Source organism: Micromonospora vinacea (assembly GCF_015751785.1).
GTDB lineage: Bacteria > Actinomycetota > Actinomycetes > Mycobacteriales > Micromonosporaceae > Micromonospora > Micromonospora vinacea.
On the sequence record NZ_JADOTY010000001.1, the window covers coordinates 558,741 to 578,346 of the forward strand.

The window sequence follows — 19,606 nt, forward strand, 5'->3', positions numbered from 1 at the left end:
GGACGTGATGGCACAGCCGACTCACCAGTGGCAGCCCCCGGAGCGGGGCTGGCGCGAGCAGGACCTGTCCGACCTGCCTGAGAACGGGAACCGCTACGAGATCATCGACGGGAGCCTGCACGTGACGCCACCGGCCAGTCCCGAACACCATGAACTGGCCGACGAGATCCGAATGGCGCTCCGCCAGGCAGCTCCCGCAGGGTGGCGGGTGATCCGGGAAATCGGGGTACACGTCTCTGGCGGCAATCTCATCCCCGATCTGACGGCGTTGCGTCCAGGCGCGCCGCGTGGGCGGATGTGGGCCGAACCGGTGGACATCGGGCTCGTCCTGGAAGTCGAGTCGACGGCAAGCCGTCGGCACGATCGCTTCACCAAGCCCGCCCTCTACGCCGAGGCAGGCATCCCGCACTACTGGCGGGTGGAACGGGGCAACTTCGGCCCGGTGATCTACCGCTATCGGCTTGGCGAGGGTGAACACTACGAGTTGTTGGGCACCCTGGGCCCGGAAGACCCGGTGAACGTGGACGAGCCGTGGCCGATGAAGCTGGACCCGTCCGCCTGGCCCCGCTGACACATCGAAGCCCGGCCCGCTGAACGCGGGCCGGGCTTCGTCGTGTCTGTGGGTCAGCCCTTGCCGGCGTGGCTGGCGAGCTGGTCGAGGCCGTTGATGATGCCACCGGCCAGGTCACCGCCGCTGAACGCGCCGACCATGGAGAGCGCGGCCAGCTTGGCGTACGTGTCGGGGATGCGCTTTCGGGCGTACCGCCCGGTGATGATCTCCAGCTGACGCTGGTTGGGCGACACCGCGATCAGCACCGACTTGTCGGGCTCGGCGAGCTGACGGTGCAGCCGCTGGGCGTGCTCACGGATCGGCTCGTCGAGACCACCGACGAAGACCGAGAAGACCAGGCCCGTGCCCTTGTCGGCCAGGCGCAGCGCCTCGTCGATGCGCAGCAGCTGGCGGGTCGAGAACGGCCCGTCGAGCACCTCGGGCGGATTTTCCGACCCGGCCTGCTTCTCACCAACGGTCACTTGCGCCTCCGGTTCCACCGGCCGGCGCCTCGACGCTGGCCTGCTCAAGCTTGTGGCTGGTCAGCGCGGGCGCCTGCGCCCCCGCCGTCAGCGCGGTGCCGGCCGAGTCGGCCAGCTGCTCCGGGCGGCCCAGGAACCAGACCGGAGTGAAGTCGAAGGGCCGGCCCGGACGGTAGCGCTTGGCGCCACCGCCACCGCCGGTGGCACCCCCGCGGCTACCGGCGTACGACAGGCCGGCGATGACCAGCACCGCGGCCAACGGGATGCCGACGAAGACCAGCAACGTCTCGGTAACAGACAATCCCAACGCCCCCAGGCGGAAGAAGGACGACCTTGAACAACCGGGTCGGATGGACGCTCATGCTGCCGACCGCCCGACTCCGTCGCCATTCACGTTAGCGGAGTCGACGGCCCGCCAGATTGCGGGGTGCCGATCCCATCCGTCACTGGAGTTCTCCAGTTGCGCAGCGGTAGCGATAAGCCGCGCGTCGTCGCCGTACCGGCCGGTGAGCAGCACCCCGACGGGCAGGCCGTCGGTCGTGATGCCCACCGGCAGGGAGACGGAGGGATCCCCTGTGACGTTGAAGATGGCGCAGTAGGGCGAGAACCGGCGTTGTCTGTCGAAGTCGGCGGCCGGGTCCGCGTCGGCGGTGAACCAGCCGACGGGTGCCTGCGGGGCGGCCAGGGTGGGACAGAGGAGAAGGTCGCAGCCGGCGGTGCGGCGGGTGCCGAGGCGGACCTGGGCCTGCAACTCGCCGAGGGTGGCGGCCAGGGTGCCGGCGGAGAGCTCGGCGCCCCGGGCCCGGAGCAGCCGGGTCAACGGCAGCAACTCCACCTCCCGCTGCGGCGGCACCGGGGAGAGCGCCAACACGTACCAGAGGGTCTCGAACAGCGGCCACACCGCCGGCCCGAGCGGCGGTGGCACCTCGACCACCTCGTGGCCGGCCGCCGTGAGCAGCGCGGCGGCCCGGTCCACGGCGGCCACGCAGTCGGGGTGCACCGGCTCGTCGGCGAGCATCGGCGTGGTGAATCGGCCGATCCGCAGCGGGCCGGGCTCGGCCTGACGCGCGACGGCCAGGTAGCCGCCGGGCGGCGCGGGCGGCGGCAGGTAGGGCTCGCCGGGCACCGGAACGGCCATGACGTCGAGCAGCGCGGCGACGTCGGTGACCGTCCGGCCGAGCGGGCCGCTGGTGGGCAGGCCGAACGCGCCGGAGCCGATCGGGCCGCCGGAGACGAGGCCCCGGCTGGGTTTGTAGCCGACCAGGCCGCAGAGCGACGCCGGGATGCGCAGCGACCCACCGCCGTCGGACCCCTGGGCGACCGGGACCAGCCCGGCCGCGACCGCCGCCGCCGCGCCTCCGCTGGACCCGCCCGCTGTGTACGCCAGTTGCCACGGGTTGCGGGCCGGCGGCGCGACCCGGCCCTCCGAGTAGAGCGAACAGCCCAGCTCGGAGGTGGTCGTCTTGCCGAGGCTGACCAGACCGGCGGCCTTGATGAACCGGACCACGTCGGCGTCGACCGGCGGGACGAAGTCGAGGAAGGCGGCCGAACCGAAGGTGGTGCGGATCCCGGCGGTGAGGGTCAGGTCCTTGATCGCGGTCGGCACGCCGTGCAGCGGGCCGCGCTCCCCGATCGGTGCCGCGTCGGCGGCGCGTGCGGCCTGCCGGGCGAGGTCCGGTGTGACGGTGACGAACGCGCCCACGGTGTCGCCGAGGGCCGCCACCCGGCGCAGAGCGTGCTCGACCAGGTCGACGCTGGACAGCTCGCCGCGGGCGATCGCGGCGGCCTGCTCCAACGCGGTCAGGTCGTGCGGCTCGGCCATGCCCTCATCCTGCCCGCTGGGAGCGGCTGTCGACGGGCCGACACGGCGTCGGCCTCTGCGGCGGCGCCGGTATCCGCCGACCCGCAGTATCGGCCGCGCCGCCAACCGCACCTCCCTGCCGTGCCCTTTGCTCTGCTTCAACGGACGCAACAGCAGGCGTCCGATTACCGGACACGGGGCGTTGCGTAGGGTGAAGCAGAGCAAAGGCAGCGGAACAGGGGTACGCCCTCAGCGCGGCCCGTGCAGGAAGCGCAGGGCGTTGGTGGACAGGAGCTTGTCGCGTTGGGCGTCGGTGAGGAAGTCGGCCGCGTGGACCACCGCGCCGGACGGCCGTTCGCCCAGCGGGTACGGGTAGTCGCTGCCGACCAGCACCCGGTCCTCCCCCAACGTGTCGACCAGCAGCCGTAGCGCGGGCGGCGCGAAGACCACCGAGTCGACGCTGAACCGGTCGAGGTAGCTGCTGGGCGGGCCGGCGGACGCGCCCCGGACCAGGTCGCCACGGCGGTGCCAGGCGTTGTCCGCGCGGCCGAGCCAGAACGGGAAGCTGCCGCCGCCGTGCGCGAAGCAGATCCGCAGCGTCTCGGGCACCCGGTCGAAGACGCCGCCGAGGATCATCGCCAGCACCGACAGGTGCGTCTCGGCGGGCATCCCGGTGAGCCACCGGGCCATCCAGCGGTCCAGTCGGGGCCCGCCCGGCATGTCCCACGGGTGGACGAAGACGGGGGCGCCCACTTCGGCACAGTGCTGGAGGAAGGTGACCACGCCGGCGTCGTCCAGGTCCCGGTCGCCGACGTGGTTGCCGATCTCCACGCCCACGTGCCCGGCGGCGAGGCTGCGGTCCAACTCGGCGCAGGCGGCGTCCGGGTCCTGGAGCGGCACCTGGCAGAACGGCACCAGACGGTCACCTCCGGCCGCTGTGACCTCCAGGGTCAGGTCGTTGAAGATCCGGGCGACCTTCACCGCCTGGTCGGCCGGACGGTCGTAGCTGAAGAAGACCGGTGTGGGTGAGACCACCTGCACGGCAACGCCGTCGGCGTCCATGTCGGCCAGTCGGCGCGACGCGTCCCAGCACTCGGCGCCGACCGGGCGGAACTCCGTCTCACCCACCATGATCATGGCGGCCCGCTCGGAGTCCACCCGTAACCACGGCCAACCGGACCCGCCGCACGCCGCGCCGAGGTCCGGCCAACCCTTCGGTACGACGTGCGTGTGCACGTCGACAACGCCTGCCGGCATCAGCCCTTGCCCGGGTGCAGGGTGCCGCAGTTGGCGCAGGTGCGCGCCTGCTCATCGGCGTAGAACGCCTGGAACACCGGGGGCAGATCGGCGGCGATGTCGCGGACCTGCAACTCCACCTCGTGCACCTTGTTGCCGCACTCCGGGCAGTACCACTGGAACGTCTCCAGGGTGCCCTCCTCGCGGACCCGCTCGACCACAACGCCGATCGAGCCGGCCTCCGGCCGCTGCGGCGAGTGCGGGGTGTTGCGCGGCAACATCCACATCTGACCCTCGCGCACGTGCACCGTACGCGGCCCCTCCGGGGTCATCAGGTTGATGTGCATGTTGCCCTTGACCTGGTAGAAGAACTCCTCGTACGGGTCCACGTGGAAGTCGGTGCGCTGGTTGGGCCCGCCCACCACCATCACGATGAAGTCGTCCCCGCCGGGGAACATCTCCTTGTTGCCCACCGGGGGCTTCAACAGGTGCTGGTTGTCCGCGATCCAGCCCGGAAAGCTGAACGGCTCGGCGATCTCACTCACGACTGACCTCCCGAGGGAAGAAGGGCCACGGCCTGGATTTCGATCAGCAGGTGCGGGTGCGGCAGTTGGTGCACCGCCACCGTCGTACGGGTCGGTCCGGAGGCGTCGAAGAACTCGGCCCACACCTCGTTGTAACCACCGAAGTCGTTCATGTTGACCAGGTACGTCGTCACCTGGACCAGGTCGGTGAGGTCCGCGCCGACCGACCGCAGCAGATCCCCGATGTTCTCGATGACGGCCCGCGTCTGCGCGCGGATGTCGAGATTGGTGGTGCCGAACCCGTCCACCTCCACACCGGCGAAGGTGTTGTCCGGGCGCCGAGACGACGTACCGGAGACGAAGACGAACCCACCGGCGACCTTGACGTGCGGAAAAGCCCCCCGCGGGACGGCCTTCCCGGCCACCACCCGGGCGGTCACGACGACGCCCGCAGCGAGGCTGTGCCGAGCTTCTCCACGACGGCACGAACGTGGGCGCCGGGACGCAGCGGAACAGCCGCGGTGGCGGCACCGGCCAGGAACACCCAGCCGGACTCCAGCCGCACCCCGTGCCGACCGGCCAGCCGGATGCCCTCGTCGAGCGCCCGGCGCGGGTCACCGAGGATCGCCGCCGTGGAGCCGACCTGCGCCACCCGCCCGTCGACCTCCAGCAGCACACCCAGGTTGTCCAGCCCTGCCGGCACCGGCGACCACGGCCCGATCACGAAGGCGGCGGCCGAGGTGTTGTCCGCGATCACGTCCGGCAACGAGAACCGGAAGTCCGCGTACCGGGAGTCGATCACCTCGATGGCCGGGGCGACCGCGCGGACCGCCGTGGCGAAGTCGCCGACCGGCTCACCCGGCTCGGGCAGCCGGTCCAGCAGGAACGCCACCTCCGGCTCGACCCGGGGATGGATGTACGCGGCCGGGTCCACGGCACCGCCGTCGGGCACCCGCATCGCGTTGGTGAGCCGTCCCCAGATCACCTCGTCCACGCCGACCTGGGCCATCTTCGCCCTGCTGGTCAGCCCCATCTTCAACCCGACCAGCCGCTCACCGGCGTTCAGCCGGCGTTGCAGCAGCGCGGCCTGCACGGCGTACGCGGTGTCCACGTCGAGGCCGGTCTCGGCGGCGAGTTGCGGGATCGCGGTGGCCGTGTCGGCCGCCGCGCCCAACTTCTCGGCGATCCCCGCGATGTCCGGTCCGATCATGACTGTTGCTCCTTGCCGGCCAGGTCGAGTGCCACGTCCACGATCATGTCCTCCTGGCCGCCCACCATCCGGCGGCGGCCCAGCTCGACCAGGATCGACCGGACGTCCACCCCGTACTTCGTGGAGGCCCGCTCGGCGTGCCGCAGGAAGCTCGAGTAGACCCCGGCGTAGCCGAGGGAGAGGGTTTCCCGGTCCACCTGGACCGGCCGGTCCTGGAGCGGGCGGACGATGTCGTCGGCGGCGTCCATCAGCGCGAACACGTCACAGCCGTGCTTCCAGCCGTGCAGCTCGGCGACCGCGACGAAGACCTCCAACGGGGCGTTGCCGGCGCCCGCGCCCATGCCGGCGAGGGAGGCGTCGACGCGGACGGTCCGGCCGTGCACGGCGTCGGGGCCGACCGGCGCGGAGCCGGTGACCCGGCCGTGCTCGACGGCGAGCACGCTGTTGGCCACCCCGAGCGACAGGTTGTGGTGCGCGTGGATGCCGATCTGCGTCTCCGGAGCGAGGACCTGCCGGTACGCGTCGACCCGCTGCGCCACGTCGGACATCAGCAGCCGGCCGCCGGAGTCGGTGACGTAGACGCAGTGCGCCCCGTACGACTCCATGAGCTTGGCCTGCCCGGCCAGCCCGGCCGGGTCGAACATGTGCGACATCATCAGGAACCCGGCCACGTCCATGCCGTTCTCCCGGGCCCAGGAGATGTGCTGGGCGGAGATGTCCGCCTCCGTGCAGTGGGTGGCGATCCGGACGCTGGTCACCCCGAGGGCCTTGGCTGCCTTCAGGTCGGCGATCGTGCCGATGCCCGGCAGCAGCAGGGTGGTGAGTTTCGCCGTGGTCAGCACCTCGGCAGCCGCGGAGATCCACTCCGCGTCGCTGGCGGCGCCGTGGCCGTAGTTGACGCTGGAGCCGGCGAGGCCGTCACCGTGCGCCACCTCGATGGCGGCCACCCCGGCGGCGTCCAGCGCGGCGGCGATGGTGCGTACCTGGTCGACCGTGTACTGGTGGGCGACGGCGTGCATGCCGTCGCGCAGCGTCACGTCCTGGATGTACAGGTCGGTCATGGCGCGGCCACCTCCGGAGCACGCAGGGCGACCAGCCGTTCCGCGGTGCGCAGCGCGGCGGAGGTCATGATGTCCAGGTTCCCGGCGTACGCGGGCAGGTAGTGCCCGGCCCCGGAGACCTCCAGGAAGACCGACACCTGGAGGGCGGTGAGCCGCCGACCGAACGTCGGCAGGTACGCCTCCACCCTGTCGAACTGCACGTCCTGCTTGAGCCGGTAGCCGGGGACGTACTCCTGCACGGCCGCCACCATCTCGGCGACCGAGGCGGCGATGGCCTCGGTGTCGGCGTCAGCGTCCGGGCAGAGGCAGTAGACGGTGTCCCGCATCAGCAGCGGCGGGTCCGCCGGGTTCAGCACGATGATCGCCTTGCCCCGCTCGGCACCGCCCACCACCTCGATGGCGCGGGCCGTGGTCTCGGTGAACTCGTCGATGTTGGCCCTGGTGCCCGGCCCGGCGGACCTCGACGCGATCGACGCGACGATCTCCCCGTACGCCACCGGGGTGACCCGGCGCACCGCGGCGACGATCGGCACCGTGGCCTGACCGCCGCAGGTCACCATGTTGACGTTCGGTTCGTGCAGGTGCTCGTCGAGGTTGACCGGCGGCACCACGTACGGGCCGAGCGCGGCCGGGGTCAAATCGACCACAGTGCGGCCGTGGGCGCGCAGCACCTCGTCGTGGCGTCGGTGCGCGCCGGCCGAGGTGGCGTCGAACACCAGCTCGACATCGGCGAACTCGGGCATCGCCACGAGCCCGTCCACTCCGTCGGCGGTGGTGGCGACGCCGAGCCGGCGAGCGCGCGCCAGCCCGTCGGAGGCCGGGTCGATGCCGGCCATCGCCACCATGCGCAGGCTGTCACTCAGCCGCAACACCTTGATCATCAGGTCGGTCCCGATGTTTCCCGACCCCAGCACCGCCACGTTGGTGGTCACTCGCCGCCCCTGTCGCTGAAGGATGTCCGCACCGAGCCGAGCCCGGAGATCCGGGCCTCGTACGCGGCTCCCGGGGTGACCGGCACCATCGGGCCGAGCGCCCCGGAGAGCACCACGTCCCCGGCGCGCAGCGGGTCGCCGGCGCGGGCCAGGGTGCCGGCCAGCCACTGCAGGGCGTGCAGCGGGTTACCCAGGCAGGCGGCGCCGGCGCCCACCGAGACCGGCTCGCCGGCGTGCTCCAGCACCATCCCGCACAGTCGCAGGTCGACGTCGGCGAGTAGGCGCGGCGTGGTGCCGAGCACGAAGAGCCCGCTGGACGCGTTGTCGGCGACGGTGTCCACTATGGAGATGTCCCAGGCGGCGATGCGGGAGTCGACGATCTCGATCGCCGGCAGCACGTGGTCGACAGCGCGGATCAGGTCGACAGTGGTGAGCTGCGGGTTCGGGAGATCCTTGTCGAGCACGAAGGCGATCTCCGCCTCGACGCGGGGCTGGAGCAGCCGGTCGATGGGCACCTCGACCCCGTCACCGACCGCCATGGCGTCGGTCAGCATGCCGAAGTCTGGCTGGAACACCCCGAAGGTCTCCTGCACGGCCCGGGAGGTCAACCCGATCTTCGCGCCGACCCGGCGTTCGCCGCGGCCCTGCCAGGCCCGCGCCTGGAGCTGCTGCACCCGGTACGCGGCCTCGACGTCGCCCTCCGGCAGCAGCCGGCCCCGAAGTGGTGCGCACGGCTTGCCGGTGCTGCGGGCGTCGGCCAACTCCCGGTTGGCGGCCTCGATGTCAGCTTCCATGCCCGCTCCCTCGCTACGGCTCACGACAGGTCCACACAGACGTTCGTGAGTTCGGAGTAGAAGTTCAGCGAGTGCACGCCGCCCTCGCGACCGATCCCGGACGCCTTCACCCCGCCGAACGGGGTGCGCAGGTCACGCAGGAACCAGGTGTTGACCCAGACGATGCCCGCGTCGAGCCGGGCGCCGGCCCGGTGCGCGACGCCCACGTCCCGGGTCCACACGGTCGCCGCCAGGCCGTACTCGGTGCCGTTGGCGAGGGCGTACGCCTCGTCCTCGGTGTCGAACGGCGCGACGTGCACCACCGGGCCGAAGATCTCCTCCCGGTTGGTGCGGGCGTCCGGGCCGAGCCCGGTGAGCACCGTCGGCTGCACGTACGACCCGCCGTCGCGGGTGTCGCCGAAGGTGGGCGTGCCGCCACCGGTGAGCACCTCGGCGCCCTCGGAGCGGGCCAGCTCGTACGCGCCGAGCACCTTCGCCCGGTGCTGGTGGGAGATCAGCGGCATGGTGGCGGTGGCCTCGTCGGTCGGCCACCCGTACGCCAGCTCGCCGGCCCGCTTCGCCAGCCGGGCGGTGAACTCCTCGAAGACGGGGCGCTGCACGTAGATGCGCTCGGTGCAGAGGCACACCTGCCCGCCGTTGGTGAAGCTGGACCGCACCGAGCCGGCCACCGCGGCGTCCAGGTCGGCGTCGGCGAAGACCAGGCCGGCATTCTTGCCGCCGAGTTCGAAGCTCACCGCCTTCACCCCGTCGGCGGCGGCCCGCATGATCGCGCCGCCGGTGGCCGACTCGCCGGTGAAGGTGATGGCGTCAACGCCCGGGTGGCGGGTGAGGAACTCGCCCGCCGAGTCCGGTCCGAAGCCGTGCACCAGGTTGAACACCCCGGCCGGTACGCCGGCGGCGGCCATCACCTCGGCGAGCACCGTCGCCGAGGCGGGCGTCTCCTCGCTGGGCTTGACCACGACGGCGTTGCCGCAGGCCAGCGCCGGCGCCACCTTCCAGGTGAGCAGCAGCAGCGGCAGGTTCCACGGCACGATGACCGCGACCACGCCGACCGGCTTGCGCAGCGCGTAGTTGAGCGCCCGGCCACCGGTCGGGGTGACAGTCGTGAACGACTCGGTGGGGGCGGTCGCCACGATCTCCGCGAACGCCCGGAAGTTCGCCGCGCCACGCGGGATGTCCAGAGTGCGGGCCTGGGCGATGGACTTGCCGGTGTCGGCGACCTCGGCGGTGACCAGGTCGTCGAAGCGTCGCTCCAACTCGTCGGCGACGCGGCGCAGCACCTCGGCGCGCTCGCGCTCCCCCATCCGGCCCCACGGGCCGCGCAGTGCCGCCCGGGCGGCGGCCACCGCGTCGTCGACAGTGGACCGCGACGCCTCGTCGACCTCGAAGACCTGATCCCCGGTGACCGGGCTGGCCTTGGTGAACGTCGGCCCGCCGTCGACGAACTCGCCAGCGACGAAGTTGCGCAACCGCTGCGGGCCACCCGGCGCGTGGCCGGCCATCAGTCGCGGGTCCCACAGGCCGGTCATTCTTGCCTCCCTCGGCTCAGTGCCGCGCCGATCGCGCCGACCAGCAGCAGCGCGGCCCCGCCGACGACCGCCCCGAGCACCCGGTGCTGTCGGCGCACCCGGCGGCGAACCTCCGCGTACGGGGTGGTGGAGAACGACACCAGCTCGTACTGGGAAACGTACCGGCCGGGCAGGGCCCGTTCCAGTGCGTGCTCCACCCGCCGCCGGGTCTGGAAGACCGGGGAGGCGACCTTGTCCCGCATCTCCACGAAGTTGGTAAGCGCCATCGTCGCGATGGCCTCCGCGTTCTCCTGTCGACGCCGCTGGAACAGGGGCAGCGCCGCCAACCAGTCGTCGGCGCACTCGTCCAGGCAGCGATCCAGCTCCACCACGTCCTCGAAGGCGCAGTTGGCGCCCTGCCCGTAGAACGGCACGATGGCGTGCGCCGCGTCGCCGAGCAGGCCGACCTTCCCGTTGACCTGCCAGGGCGTGCAACGCACGGTGCCGAGCACGCCCACCGGGTTGTGCTGGTAGTCGTCGACCAGGTTCGGGGCCAGCGGGACCACGTCCGGGTAGTGCTCGGTGAAGTGCCGTTCGATCTCCGCCGGGCTGGTCAGCGAGGCGAAGCTGCCGGCACCGTCGTTGGGCCAGAACAGCGTGCAGGTGAAGGAGCGGTCCGGGTTCGGCAGAGCGATCATCATCGAGGTGCCCCGGGGCCAGATGTGCAGCGCGTCCGGGTCCAGGGCGAAGTCCCCGCCCAGCGGCGGAATCGTCAGCTCCTTGTAGCCGTAGTCGAGGAAGTCGACACTCTCGTCCAGCAGCCCGTACGCCAGCAGTTGCCCGCGCACCGCGGAGCCGGCGCCGTCGGCACCCAGCACGACCGACGCCTTCGCCGCGACCGGACCCTGCGGGGTCTCGAAACTCAGGGCGCCGTCGGTCGGGTCGAGCCCGACCAGCCGGTGGTCGAAGACGACCCGCACCCCGGGAAGCGCGGCGGCCTCGTCCAGCAGGGCGTTGTTCAGCGCACCGCGGCTGATCGAGTTGATCGCCCGGTCGCCGGCCGCGCTGTACGACTGGAACTGCTGCTCGCCCTCGACCGGGTGGATCATCCGGCCGCGCATCGGCAGCGCGTCGGTCATCACCTGCTCGGCCAGCCCGATCCGGCGCAACGCGTCCAGGCCGCGCTCGGAGAGCGCCAGGTTGATCGAGCGACCGCGTTCGGCGGTGCCGGCGCGCGGGTCGGAGCGGCGCTCGTAGAGGGCCACCGGGTAGCCGCGCCGGGCCAGGAAGCAGGCTGCCAGGCAGCCGGCCAACCCGGCGCCGATGATCGCGATCTCGTCCCGCCGCGCGGTCATGAGGTCGCCCCCACCGTCGCGGCCAGCGCGGCCGCGGCCCGCCAGCAGTCGAGGTACGTGGAGTACAGCGGCACCGGGGCGAACCGGACGACGTCCGGTTCACGGGCGTCGGCGATGACCCCGTGTTCGTACCGTAGGCGTTTGGTCAGCTCCGCGGCGCTGCCGGAGCCGATGCGCACGGAGAGCTGGCAGCCACGCCGAGCCGGGTCGCGCGGGGTGACCACCCGCAGCGGCCGGCCGACTGTCACCTCGTCGAACAGCGACTCCAACCAACCGGTGAGACGCTGACTGCGGGCGCGCAGCGCGGTCATCCCCACCGCGTCGAACAGCTCCAGCGAGGTACGCACCGGGCCCATCGCGAAGATCGGCGGGTTGGAGATCTGCCAGGCCTCCACTGTGGCCGGTGGCCGGGACACCGGCGTCATCTCGAACCGGGTGGCCGCCGCGGTGCTCCACCACCCCTCGAACCGGGGCAGGTTCTCGTCGCCGAGGTGCCGCTCGTGCACGAAGACGCCCGCCAGGGCACCCGGCCCCGAGTTCAGGTACTTGTAGGAGCACCACGCGGCGAAGTCGACGTCCCAGTCGTGCAGGGCCAACGGCACGTTGCCGACCGCGTGGGCCAGGTCCCACCCGACCACAGCGCCGGCGGCCCGGCCGGCAGCCGTGATCGCCGGGATGTCCAACAGCTCGCCGGTGAGGTAGTTGACCCCGCCGAGCAGCAGCAGCGCCACCCGGTCGCCCTCGGCGGCCAGGTAGTCGGTCACGTCCTCGGTGCGCAGGGCGTCCTCACCCGCGCGCGGACGCAACCGGACCACGGCGTCGTCCGGGTCCAGGCCGTGGAACCGGGCCTGGCTGCGCACGGCGTAACTGTCCGAGGGGAACGCGGCGTCCTCGATGACGATGCGGGTGCGTGCGCCGGCCGGTCGGTAGAAACTCACCATCAGCAGGTGCAGGTTGACAGTGAGCGAGTTCATCACCACGGCCTCGGCGGGCCGGGCGCCGACCAGTCGCGCGGCCGGCCCGGTCAACAGCTCGTGGTACGGCAGCCAGGGGCGCTCCGCCTCCAGGTGCCCCTCCACGCCGAGCCGCCCCCACGCGTCAAGGTCGGCCAGGAGTTCGTCGCGGGTGGCCCGAGGTTGCAGGCCGAGCGAGTTGCCGGCCAGGTACGCCGACTCGGGGTGGTCGCCACCGTCGGCAGGCGGCACGTGGAACAGGTGCCGGTGGCCGGGGTCGGCCTCGTCGCGGCGACGCGCTTCCGCTTCGCCAGCGGCGAAGCCCAGCAGCTCAGCTTCTGGGGTCGTCATTGCTTCTTCTCGCTCTCCGGTCACATCGCGGTGCGGGCCGACCACAGCTCCGGGAAGACCACCCGGGCCATGCTGCGCTGCAACCACGCCAGGCCGGCGGAGCCTCCGCTGCCGACCTTGGCGCCCATCGTCCGCTGCACCGCCTTGACGTGGTTCCAGCGCCAGTCGCCGAACTCCTCGGCGACAGCGCTCAGCGCCTCGCCGAGCAGTCGCAGGTGATTGTCCGGGCTGGCGTCGTCGTAGATCCGTACCCAGGCCGCCTCGACCAACGGGTGCGGGTCGTGTTCGACTGCCACGTCCCGGTCGAGCAGGTCGGCGGGGAGGTCGAAGCCGCGACGGGCGAGCAGCGCGAGCACATCGTCCCAGAGGCTCGGGGTGGTCAGTGCGGCGCTCAGTTCGGCGTGCACCTCGGCCTGCCGGCGGAACGGGCGGATCAACGTCGGGTCGCGCAGCCCGAGCAGGAACTCCAACTGCCGGTACATCGCCGACTGGAAGCCGGAGGCCTCGCCGAGCAGATTGCGGAACCGGTTGAAGTCGGCCGGGCTCATCCACCGCAGGCCCTGCCAGGCGGCGTTGAGCCCCTCCAGGTGCAGCTTGGCCCGGCCCAGCGGGGCCAACGCCTCCCAGATCTGGTCGGCGCGAATCAGCCGCTGGGTCTCCCGCAGCTCGTGGCAGGTCAGCCCGAAGTACAGCTCCATGATCTGGCTGACCATCAGGAAGGACATCTCGCCCGGGTCACTGCTGAGCGGGTGCTGCATCTTGTGCAGGGCGCTGGCCTGCACGTACGCGTCGTACGGCACCATGTCGGCGAACTCCAGGGTCGGCTCGCCGCCGGTGCGCGCCGCCTGCGCCGCACGCTGCCCGGGGGTCACCGGTTGCACCGTGGCACGGCGGTTCGGCGCCCGCCGATCCGTCTGATCCACCATCTCGTCTCCCTCCCCCGGACTAGTCGACGTCATGATCTCGCGGTCGGATCGGCCTGCGGAATGCCGAATCAACGGCTCTCGGCCCCTTCACCTGGCAAACCAAAAGCAACTAGGCGAAGTCGGTTCACGAAAGTAAGGTCTGAGCGTGGACGACATGGACTGGGCGCTGCTGCGCGAGTTGCAGGCCGACGCGCGGCTCTCCTTCAGTGAGTTGTCCCGGCGGGTGCACCTGTCGCCACCGTCGGTCGCGGAGCGGGTCCGCCGGCTGGAGGAGGCCGGGATCATCACCGGCTACCACGCCCACGTCGACCTGAGCCGCGCCGGCCGTACCGTGGTCGCGCTGATCCGGATGTCCTGCTACGGCGCGCGCTGCATCCTGCACGACCCCGCCGTGGCCGACTGGCCGGAGATCCTGGAGATCCACCGGATCACCGGGGACGCGTGCAGCGTGCTGAAGGTCGCGGCCGGATCGATCGGCGCGTTCGAGGGGGTCATCGACCGCCTCGCCCCGTACGGCCAACCGTCGAGCACGATGGTCCTCTCCTCCCCGCTGAACTGGCACCCCGTCACCCCCCTACCCGCCACCGGGCCCGTCCCCCGCCCGCGCTGACCCCCTCGCCCCTCGGGTTTGCCCCCGCGCCAGCGGGAAAGCAGCGCGCGTGCCCAGGGGAGGGTTCCGGCGGTCGTCGCCGGTTGGGGGGAAATCATGCAGGCAGTCCGCACGATCAACCGCGCGCTCTCGTCCGTACTGACACTGGTGGGGCTTGTCGGGGCGTTCGTCCTGTTGTCGGTCGCACCGGCGCGGGCCGGCGAGAACGTCTTCGTCGAGGTGACACCGAACAGCGCCCAGGCCGGCAGCCGGGTCAACATCAAGGCGAGCTGCGACAACGACAACAACAACCGACAGTCCAACGTGCACTCCGACGCGTTCGGGCACGTGATGCTCAAACCGGACAAGGGTTTCCTGACCGGTCAGGTCACCATTCCGGGGGACAAGGCGGCCGGTGAGTACCCGGTCGACCTGCGTTGCGAGAACGGCCAGACGTCGTCGACCACGTTGACAGTGCTGAACATGGCCTCGCCGAGCAAGGGGCCGGCGACCGGTGGCGGTGGAATGGCCGGCGGTCGCGGCACCGGCTCGCTGCTGGTGCTCGGCGGCGTGGCATTGGTGGCCACCGCGATCGTGCTCGGGATGGCCGGCGGCCGACGTCGACCCGGAGCCGGCTCCTGAGCCGGATCACCCATGACCCGCAGAACCGCGCGTGCGCGGCCGGATCGCCGCGCCCGCTTCCGGGCCGGGCCGGCGCTGCGCGCGTCCGGCCGGCTGGTGGCCCGCGTCTCCGGGCGGCTGCGCAGGGTCGCCGGGCAGGCCGTGTCGGCCAGTGTCACCACCACCGACCCGGCCGACCGCCCGCTGCCGCCGAGGCGTCCGGCCGGGCCGGGGTCGGCCCGACACCGTTTCCCTACGAGCCCCGGGTTGCCCGTGCTGGCCATCGCCGCGCTGATGGTGCTGATCGTGGCGATGCTCGGCGTCGAGCAGGTGACCGGAATGAGCCTGCTGCCGGACCGGCTCAGCGCCGGCCTGCGGCCGCCGCCGAAGAAGTTCCCGGTGCTGCCGGCCAGCCAGCCGACCAGCCTCGCCATCGAGAAGATCGACGTGCGGGCGCCCGTGCACGACGTGGGCATCGCCCCGGACGGCACGATCGCCGTGCCGGACGCGGCCCGCGCCCAGGAGGCCGGCTGGTACGACCAGGGGCCCACCCCCGGCCAGTACGGCCCAGCCGTGATCGTCGGGCACGTCGACACCACCAGCGGCCCGGCGGTCTTCCACAAGCTCCGTGAGCTGCGTTCCGGTGACGAGATCGAGGTCACCCGCACCGACCGGCGCGTGGCGGTCTTCGAGGTCAACTCGGTGGAGAAGTTCGACAAGGGCCGGCTGCCGGTGGACGAGGTGTACGGCGACTTCAGCCGTCCGAGCCTCCGACTGATCACCTGTGGCGGCCAGTGGGTCGGCGGCGAGACTGGCTACGCGGACAACGTGGTGGTCTTCGCCTCGCTGGTCAAGGCGCGTCCAGGGTGAGAGCGGGCAGATCGGAACTACGGGTCAGTTCTGGCCTGGGCTTGCCACGGGCAGCCCTGCGGCCTTGGCACACTCGAGCAGTCGCCGGTCATAGCTGACGAATGCGATGAGTGTCGTTCCGGACTCGTTTGTCAGAACCTGGGCCGTGGCAAGGTGGATGGCGTCGAGGCTGCGTAGCGTCGGCTCGGCGAACGCAGCTGCGGTCGCGCGGACAGTGCTGTCGATCTCCAGCCGGAAGAGGCGTCCGACGGCAGCCGGCACTCCGATCAACGCTTGCGGGGCTGATCGGCGCAACGCTCTGGGCACCTCAACCTCGACGAGGGCGGAGGAGGCCAGCGGGACGTCTCCGTGGCTGTTGAGCCAGGAGACGAGGTCAGCGCTGTATTCCTCCTGCCGAACCAGCTTGACGACGGCGGCGGAGTCGAGATAGATCACCAGCGCTCCTCGTCCCGCATGGCGGCGAGCGTGGCGGCGACGTCCACATCCTCAGCACCGAGCTTGGGCGGAAGCGGGACAGGACCACCGCCGGTTGGAGCGACCGCCCGCCCCGCCGCCACGAGCTTGGCCAGCACCGACCTGTCGTCGCTGACCGGAACGAGGCGGGCGACGGGGCGCCCGCGATCGGTGATCTCGACCGTCTCGCCGCGGCTCACCCGAGCCAGGACCTGACTCGTGTTCTGGTTCAGCTCTCGAACCCCGATACGCTCCACGAACACAGCGTAGAACTAAATGTTCTACACTGCGAGCCTATTCGCCTCGTATCGAGAGGACGGCGGCCGCCTCGACGTATTCGGCGAGCCGGGCGGCCCCGGTGAGCATGGCCCGGCCTCGCTCGGTGAGCCGTTGCCGCCACTGACCCAGCGACGCGGCGAGGGGTTCGGCACCGCCAGCGTCGCGCACTCGACGCAGCACGCCGGTGATGTGGTCGAGCCGGTACCCACCGCGGCGCAACAGGTGAGCGAGTTCGGCGTCACGGACGTCGTCGGGCAGGTAGAGCCGGTAGTGGGTCACCGGATCACGTACCGGTCGCAGCACCCCGGCCCGCTCCCACTTGCGCAGCGTGGCCGGCTGTAGACCGAGCCGGTGAGCCAGCACGCTGATCGGGACGGCCTTCTGGCTTTGCGGTTGCGGGCTCGTCCCGGTGAGGGTCGCCACCGCCGTCTCGACCGCGTCCAGGGTCTCCCGATCGCGCTGGAGCAGGGCATGGCCCTGGTCGATGGTGCGCAACGCCGTGTCGATGTCGCCCCGGTTGACGGCCCGCATGATCTCGCCGCTGGCCGCATAGCCGTGGCCCGTGATCAACGCGAGGTAGGCACGCAGCGCCTTGACGTGCAGCTCGGTGAAGCGACGGTAGCCGTTCGGGGTGCGCTGGGCCGGAGGCAGGACGCCGTCTCGTTCGTAGTTGCGCACGGCCTGCGCGGAGAGGCCGTGGGCGCGCGCGAGATCCACCGGTCGGCGTACCAGGGGGTTTGAAGGTTCTGTGGCCGTCATCGCGCTCCACCGCTCGTAAGTCTCAAACGCTGGTTCAACGATACGGTTCATGGAATGCCATCTTTTCTCGACCTGCTGGCGGTCTCGCCGGACCTGCTCGCGCTCGGCGAACCGACGCACGGTGAATCCGCCTTCCTCCAACTCCGCAACGAAGCGTTCCTGTCGCTGGCCGAGCACGGCTACCGCTCGATCGCCGTGGAGAGCGACCGGGCGGCCGGACTGATCGCCGACGACTTCGTGCAGGGCGCCGCCGCCGTGACCCTCGACCGTGCGCTCAGCGAAGGGTTCAGCCACGGATTCGGGGCCGCCCCGGCCAACCGTGACCTCCTGCTGCGCATGCGGGAGTGGAACGCCGGGCGACCGGTCGCCGAGCGCCTGACCTTCCACGGCTTCGACGCCCCGGTGGAGCTGGAGAGCGCCCCGAGCCCGCGCCACCACCTCAACCAGGTCTGCCACTTCCTCGACCTGGACCGGTCAGCCGAGATCGACGACCTGATCGGGGACGAGGCGCTGTGGAGCGACACGGCCGCGATCTGGGAACCGGGCCGATCGGTCGGGCGCTCCACCGACGCCCAGCGACTGCGGGTGCTCGCCGACGACCTGCTGACCGAGTTGTACCTGCGGGCGCCGGGCAGGTCAGCCGGCTGGTCGGCGGCGTTCGTACACGCCACCGCCGCTGTCGCACTGCTGCGCTACCACGCCGCAGCCGCCGCACCACTTGCCCAGGAGGAACGCTTCGCCCGCCTGGCCGCGGTCCGGGACGCGCTGATGGCCGAGAACCTGCTCGCGATCCGATCGGCCGAGGCACACCGCGGGCCCACACTGGTCTTCGCGCACAACACGCACCTCCAGCGCCACCAGAGCACGATGACGCTGGCCGACACGGAGGTGTCCTGGGCCGGCGCCGGAGCGATCCTCGCGTCCCTGCTGGGCGGGCGTTACGCGGTGATCGTCGGCAGCCTCGGCGCGAGCCCGGCGCTCGGCATCGGGACGCCCACCGCCTCGACCTATGAGGGCAGACTCCAGCAGGATTCCGGCCTTCCCCGGTACCTGCCGGCGTCCGACATCGCGGTGGCCGAGCAGCGGACACACGACTACCGCTACTTCCCGCTCAACCAGGCCACCATCGAACACGCCGACGCGATCCTGCACGTCCCGACCGGTGTCGACGCGGCAGTGCTCGCCGATCGGATCACCGCGCTACCCGGCGTCGAGCAGCTCGTGGCAAGCGAGGAGAACGGATCACCCGAGGCGGCCTGGGGCGACCGGTTCTTCTTCGTCGGCCCGGACCGCCGCCAGCCGTTCGCCACCATCGTCGAGCACGACGTGCCCGGCTTCGACGAGGCCTCGCAGCTTGACCGCCCTGGCGTCTTCCGCCTCAACCTGGACCTGGGCCGGGCCGAGTTCGAGCGGCGGTTCGGCTTCCCGCCCAAGGCGTTCGAGGAGCACCGGCACGAGTTCGACTTCGCCCGACTGGACACCCTCGTACCGCACCCGGGCTACGCACAGTACGGCTTCGCCAGCATCGTCATGCCCGGTCCGCACCTGCTGCCGGAGATCGACCGGCTCATCGCGACCGCACACGGCCGAGCGGTCGACCGCCACGAACGCGCAGCGCGCCGGGCGAACCATCCGCACCCCGGAGCCTGACCACGCCCTCCGGAGTCAGGCGGCTGCCTCGGGCTCCCGCAGGTCCAGCCAGTCCGCCCAGCGGGGGTCGGGGGCGCGGTGACCCAGCACCCGCCAGGCGGTGCCCTTCGGGGCGGCCGGCAACGCGTGTAACCGCCACCCCATCTCGGCCGGGGTCTTGTCGCCCTTGGTGTGGTTGCACCGTGCGCACGCGGCGACCACGTTCTCCCAGGCGTGCCGGCCACCCCGGCTACGCGGAAAGACGTGGTCGATGGTCTCGGCCGGGCCCCGGCAGTAGGCGCACCGCCAGCCGTCCCGGGCGAAGATCGCCCGCCGGGACAGCCCGACATGTGTTCGGTACGGCACACGAACGAAGCGCGTCAGCCGGACCACTGAGGGCACCGGGAGCGCGTCCCGGGCACTGTGCAGGATGCCGTCACCATCGGCAACGCAGACCGCCTTGGCGGAGAGGACGAGGATCGCGGCGCGACGCACCGACACGACACACAGCGGCTCGTAGGTGGCGTTGAGGACCAACGCGCCGGAGCCCACCGTGGGTCGTATGTCAGGCATCGCGCTCACCCTCCCGGTTCAGCGGCTGCTGCGGACCGCCGTCGACCGGGGCCGGGCACAACGGCCCACACGGTCGACGCCGGGCCGATCACCGACGTCCGTTGCGCCAATAGTCCCTGATCGGACCCCGGATTGCACGTACTAATCTCT

Annotated in this window: 23 protein-coding genes; 5 read left to right on the forward strand and 18 right to left on the reverse strand. The window is 71.5% G+C overall.

Annotated features, from left to right (window positions below):
* Positions 1-7: 7 nt before the first annotated feature.
* A complete protein-coding gene (locus IW249_RS02690) occupies positions 8-571 on the forward strand; it encodes a Uma2 family endonuclease (RefSeq protein WP_196919346.1) in 564 nt (187 codons plus the stop codon).
* Positions 572-624: 53 nt separating this feature from the next.
* Here IW249_RS02690 and IW249_RS02695 read toward each other — a convergent pair whose 3' ends face one another.
* The 14 genes from IW249_RS02695 to IW249_RS02760 form a co-directional block, all read right to left on the reverse strand.
* Positions 625-1,032 (reverse strand): DUF5130 family protein, encoded by a 408-nt coding sequence (locus IW249_RS02695; RefSeq protein ID WP_124856680.1) that lies wholly within the window; start codon positions 1,030-1,032, stop codon positions 625-627.
* Positions 1,019-1,333 (reverse strand): aa3-type cytochrome oxidase subunit CtaJ, encoded by a 315-nt coding sequence (ctaJ, locus tag IW249_RS02700; protein WP_428842198.1) that lies wholly within the window; start codon positions 1,331-1,333, stop codon positions 1,019-1,021. The genes IW249_RS02695 and ctaJ overlap by 14 nt, the downstream gene beginning before the upstream one ends.
* Positions 1,334-1,390: 57 nt before the next feature.
* Positions 1,391-2,854 (reverse strand): amidase, encoded by a 1,464-nt coding sequence (locus IW249_RS02705; RefSeq protein WP_196919347.1) that lies wholly within the window; start codon positions 2,852-2,854, stop codon positions 1,391-1,393.
* Positions 2,855-3,082: 228 nt separating this feature from the next.
* Positions 3,083-4,090, reverse strand: a complete 1,008-nt coding sequence (locus IW249_RS02710) for an amidohydrolase family protein (RefSeq protein WP_196919348.1) — start codon at positions 4,088-4,090, stop codon at positions 3,083-3,085.
* Positions 4,090-4,614: a 3-hydroxyanthranilate 3,4-dioxygenase gene (locus tag IW249_RS02715; protein ID WP_196919349.1), complete on the reverse strand. Its 525-nt coding sequence runs from the start codon at positions 4,612-4,614 to the stop codon at positions 4,090-4,092. The genes IW249_RS02710 and IW249_RS02715 overlap by 1 nt, the downstream gene beginning before the upstream one ends.
* On the reverse strand, positions 4,611-5,033 hold the full coding sequence (locus IW249_RS02720; RefSeq protein WP_196919350.1) for a RidA family protein: 423 nt from the start codon (positions 5,031-5,033) through the stop codon (positions 4,611-4,613). The genes IW249_RS02715 and IW249_RS02720 overlap by 4 nt, the downstream gene beginning before the upstream one ends.
* Positions 5,030-5,803, reverse strand: a complete 774-nt coding sequence (locus IW249_RS02725) for a 2-keto-4-pentenoate hydratase (protein ID WP_196919351.1) — start codon at positions 5,801-5,803, stop codon at positions 5,030-5,032. Before IW249_RS02725 ends, IW249_RS02720 begins: the two co-directional genes overlap by 4 nt.
* Positions 5,800-6,864 (reverse strand): 4-hydroxy-2-oxovalerate aldolase, encoded by a 1,065-nt coding sequence (dmpG, locus tag IW249_RS02730; protein WP_196919352.1) that lies wholly within the window; start codon positions 6,862-6,864, stop codon positions 5,800-5,802. The genes IW249_RS02725 and dmpG overlap by 4 nt, the downstream gene beginning before the upstream one ends.
* On the reverse strand, positions 6,861-7,796 hold the full coding sequence (locus IW249_RS02735; protein ID WP_196919353.1) for an acetaldehyde dehydrogenase (acetylating): 936 nt from the start codon (positions 7,794-7,796) through the stop codon (positions 6,861-6,863). The genes dmpG and IW249_RS02735 overlap by 4 nt, the downstream gene beginning before the upstream one ends.
* Positions 7,793-8,590 carry a 2-keto-4-pentenoate hydratase gene (locus IW249_RS02740; protein WP_196919354.1) on the reverse strand — a complete coding sequence of 266 codons (798 nt, stop codon included), beginning with the start codon at positions 8,588-8,590 and terminating at the stop codon, positions 7,793-7,795. The genes IW249_RS02735 and IW249_RS02740 overlap by 4 nt, the downstream gene beginning before the upstream one ends.
* 20 nt (positions 8,591-8,610) lie before the next feature.
* A complete protein-coding gene (locus IW249_RS02745; RefSeq protein ID WP_196924597.1) occupies positions 8,611-10,092 on the reverse strand; it encodes a 2-hydroxymuconic semialdehyde dehydrogenase in 1,482 nt (493 codons plus the stop codon).
* A gap of 23 nt (positions 10,093-10,115) precedes the next feature.
* Positions 10,116-11,453, reverse strand: coding sequence for an FAD-dependent oxidoreductase (locus IW249_RS02750; protein ID WP_196919355.1), 1,338 nt, complete (start codon positions 11,451-11,453; stop codon positions 10,116-10,118).
* Positions 11,450-12,757 (reverse strand): kynureninase, encoded by a 1,308-nt coding sequence (gene kynU, locus IW249_RS02755; protein WP_231392384.1) that lies wholly within the window; start codon positions 12,755-12,757, stop codon positions 11,450-11,452. Before kynU ends, IW249_RS02750 begins: the two co-directional genes overlap by 4 nt.
* Positions 12,758-12,777: 20 nt before the next feature.
* Positions 12,778-13,680 carry a tryptophan 2,3-dioxygenase gene (locus IW249_RS02760; RefSeq protein ID WP_196924599.1) on the reverse strand — a complete coding sequence of 301 codons (903 nt, stop codon included), beginning with the start codon at positions 13,678-13,680 and terminating at the stop codon, positions 12,778-12,780.
* Positions 13,681-13,828: 148 nt separating this feature from the next.
* Between IW249_RS02760 and IW249_RS02765 the strand changes: the two genes are divergently transcribed.
* The 3 genes from IW249_RS02765 (at position 13,829) to IW249_RS02775 (ending at position 15,763) form a co-directional block, all read left to right on the forward strand.
* A complete protein-coding gene (locus tag IW249_RS02765) occupies positions 13,829-14,293 on the forward strand; it encodes an Lrp/AsnC family transcriptional regulator (RefSeq protein ID WP_112676060.1) in 465 nt (154 codons plus the stop codon).
* Between the two features lie 96 nt (positions 14,294-14,389).
* Positions 14,390-14,914, forward strand: a complete 525-nt coding sequence (locus IW249_RS02770; RefSeq protein ID WP_196919356.1) for a hypothetical protein — start codon at positions 14,390-14,392, stop codon at positions 14,912-14,914.
* 12 nt (positions 14,915-14,926) lie between these two features.
* Positions 14,927-15,763, forward strand: coding sequence for a class F sortase (locus IW249_RS02775; protein WP_196919357.1), 837 nt, complete (start codon positions 14,927-14,929; stop codon positions 15,761-15,763).
* A 24-nt stretch (positions 15,764-15,787) separates the two neighbouring features.
* Here IW249_RS02775 and IW249_RS02780 read toward each other — a convergent pair whose 3' ends face one another.
* From IW249_RS02780 to IW249_RS02790, 3 genes are read right to left on the reverse strand one after another with little or no spacing between them, the layout of a single operon-like run.
* Positions 15,788-16,198: a type II toxin-antitoxin system VapC family toxin gene (locus IW249_RS02780; protein WP_196919358.1), complete on the reverse strand. Its 411-nt coding sequence runs from the start codon at positions 16,196-16,198 to the stop codon at positions 15,788-15,790.
* On the reverse strand, positions 16,195-16,473 hold the full coding sequence (locus IW249_RS02785) for a type II toxin-antitoxin system Phd/YefM family antitoxin (RefSeq protein ID WP_196919359.1): 279 nt from the start codon (positions 16,471-16,473) through the stop codon (positions 16,195-16,197). Before IW249_RS02785 ends, IW249_RS02780 begins: the two co-directional genes overlap by 4 nt.
* 37 nt (positions 16,474-16,510) lie before the next feature.
* Positions 16,511-17,254: a MerR family transcriptional regulator gene (locus IW249_RS02790; protein ID WP_196924600.1), complete on the reverse strand. Its 744-nt coding sequence runs from the start codon at positions 17,252-17,254 to the stop codon at positions 16,511-16,513.
* Between the two features lie 54 nt (positions 17,255-17,308).
* Here IW249_RS02790 and IW249_RS02795 point away from each other — a divergent pair, with 54 nt between their 5' ends.
* Positions 17,309-18,904, forward strand: a complete 1,596-nt coding sequence (locus tag IW249_RS02795; protein WP_196919360.1) for a DUF6194 family protein — start codon at positions 17,309-17,311, stop codon at positions 18,902-18,904.
* A 15-nt stretch (positions 18,905-18,919) separates the two neighbouring features.
* Here IW249_RS02795 and IW249_RS02800 read toward each other — a convergent pair whose 3' ends face one another.
* The gene (locus IW249_RS02800; RefSeq protein WP_030333470.1) at positions 18,920-19,456 is read right to left on the reverse strand and encodes an HNH endonuclease; all 537 of its coding nucleotides are present in this window, start codon (positions 19,454-19,456) and stop codon (positions 18,920-18,922) included.
* Positions 19,457-19,606: the final 150 nt, after the last annotated feature.

What these genes read in the sequence shown, in the direction of transcription:
- IW249_RS02690 (WP_196919346.1), top strand. Translation starts at nt 8, where the DNA reads ATGGCACAGCCGACTCACCAGTGGCAGCCCCCGGAGCGGGGCTGGCGC.
- IW249_RS02705 (WP_196919347.1), bottom strand. Translation starts at nt 2,854, where the DNA reads ATGGCCGAGCCGCACGACCTGACCGCGTTGGAGCAGGCCGCCGCGATC.
- IW249_RS02710 (WP_196919348.1), bottom strand. Translation starts at nt 4,090, where the DNA reads ATGCCGGCAGGCGTTGTCGACGTGCACACGCACGTCGTACCGAAGGGT.
- IW249_RS02725 (WP_196919351.1), bottom strand. Translation starts at nt 5,803, where the DNA reads ATGATCGGACCGGACATCGCGGGGATCGCCGAGAAGTTGGGCGCGGCG.
- dmpG (WP_196919352.1), bottom strand. Translation starts at nt 6,864, where the DNA reads ATGACCGACCTGTACATCCAGGACGTGACGCTGCGCGACGGCATGCAC.
- IW249_RS02740 (WP_196919354.1), bottom strand. Translation starts at nt 8,590, where the DNA reads ATGGAAGCTGACATCGAGGCCGCCAACCGGGAGTTGGCCGACGCCCGC.
- IW249_RS02745 (WP_196924597.1), bottom strand. Translation starts at nt 10,092, where the DNA reads ATGGCCGGCCACGCGCCGGGTGGCCCGCAGCGGTTGCGCAACTTCGTC.
- IW249_RS02750 (WP_196919355.1), bottom strand. Translation starts at nt 11,453, where the DNA reads ATGACCGCGCGGCGGGACGAGATCGCGATCATCGGCGCCGGGTTGGCC.
- kynU (WP_231392384.1), bottom strand. Translation starts at nt 12,757, where the DNA reads ATGACGACCCCAGAAGCTGAGCTGCTGGGCTTCGCCGCTGGCGAAGCG.
- IW249_RS02770 (WP_196919356.1), top strand. Translation starts at nt 14,390, where the DNA reads ATGCAGGCAGTCCGCACGATCAACCGCGCGCTCTCGTCCGTACTGACA.
- IW249_RS02775 (WP_196919357.1), top strand. Translation starts at nt 14,927, where the DNA reads ATGACCCGCAGAACCGCGCGTGCGCGGCCGGATCGCCGCGCCCGCTTC.
- IW249_RS02790 (WP_196924600.1), bottom strand. Translation starts at nt 17,254, where the DNA reads ATGACGGCCACAGAACCTTCAAACCCCCTGGTACGCCGACCGGTGGAT.
- IW249_RS02795 (WP_196919360.1), top strand. Translation starts at nt 17,309, where the DNA reads ATGCCATCTTTTCTCGACCTGCTGGCGGTCTCGCCGGACCTGCTCGCG.
- IW249_RS02800 (WP_030333470.1), bottom strand. Translation starts at nt 19,456, where the DNA reads ATGCCTGACATACGACCCACGGTGGGCTCCGGCGCGTTGGTCCTCAAC.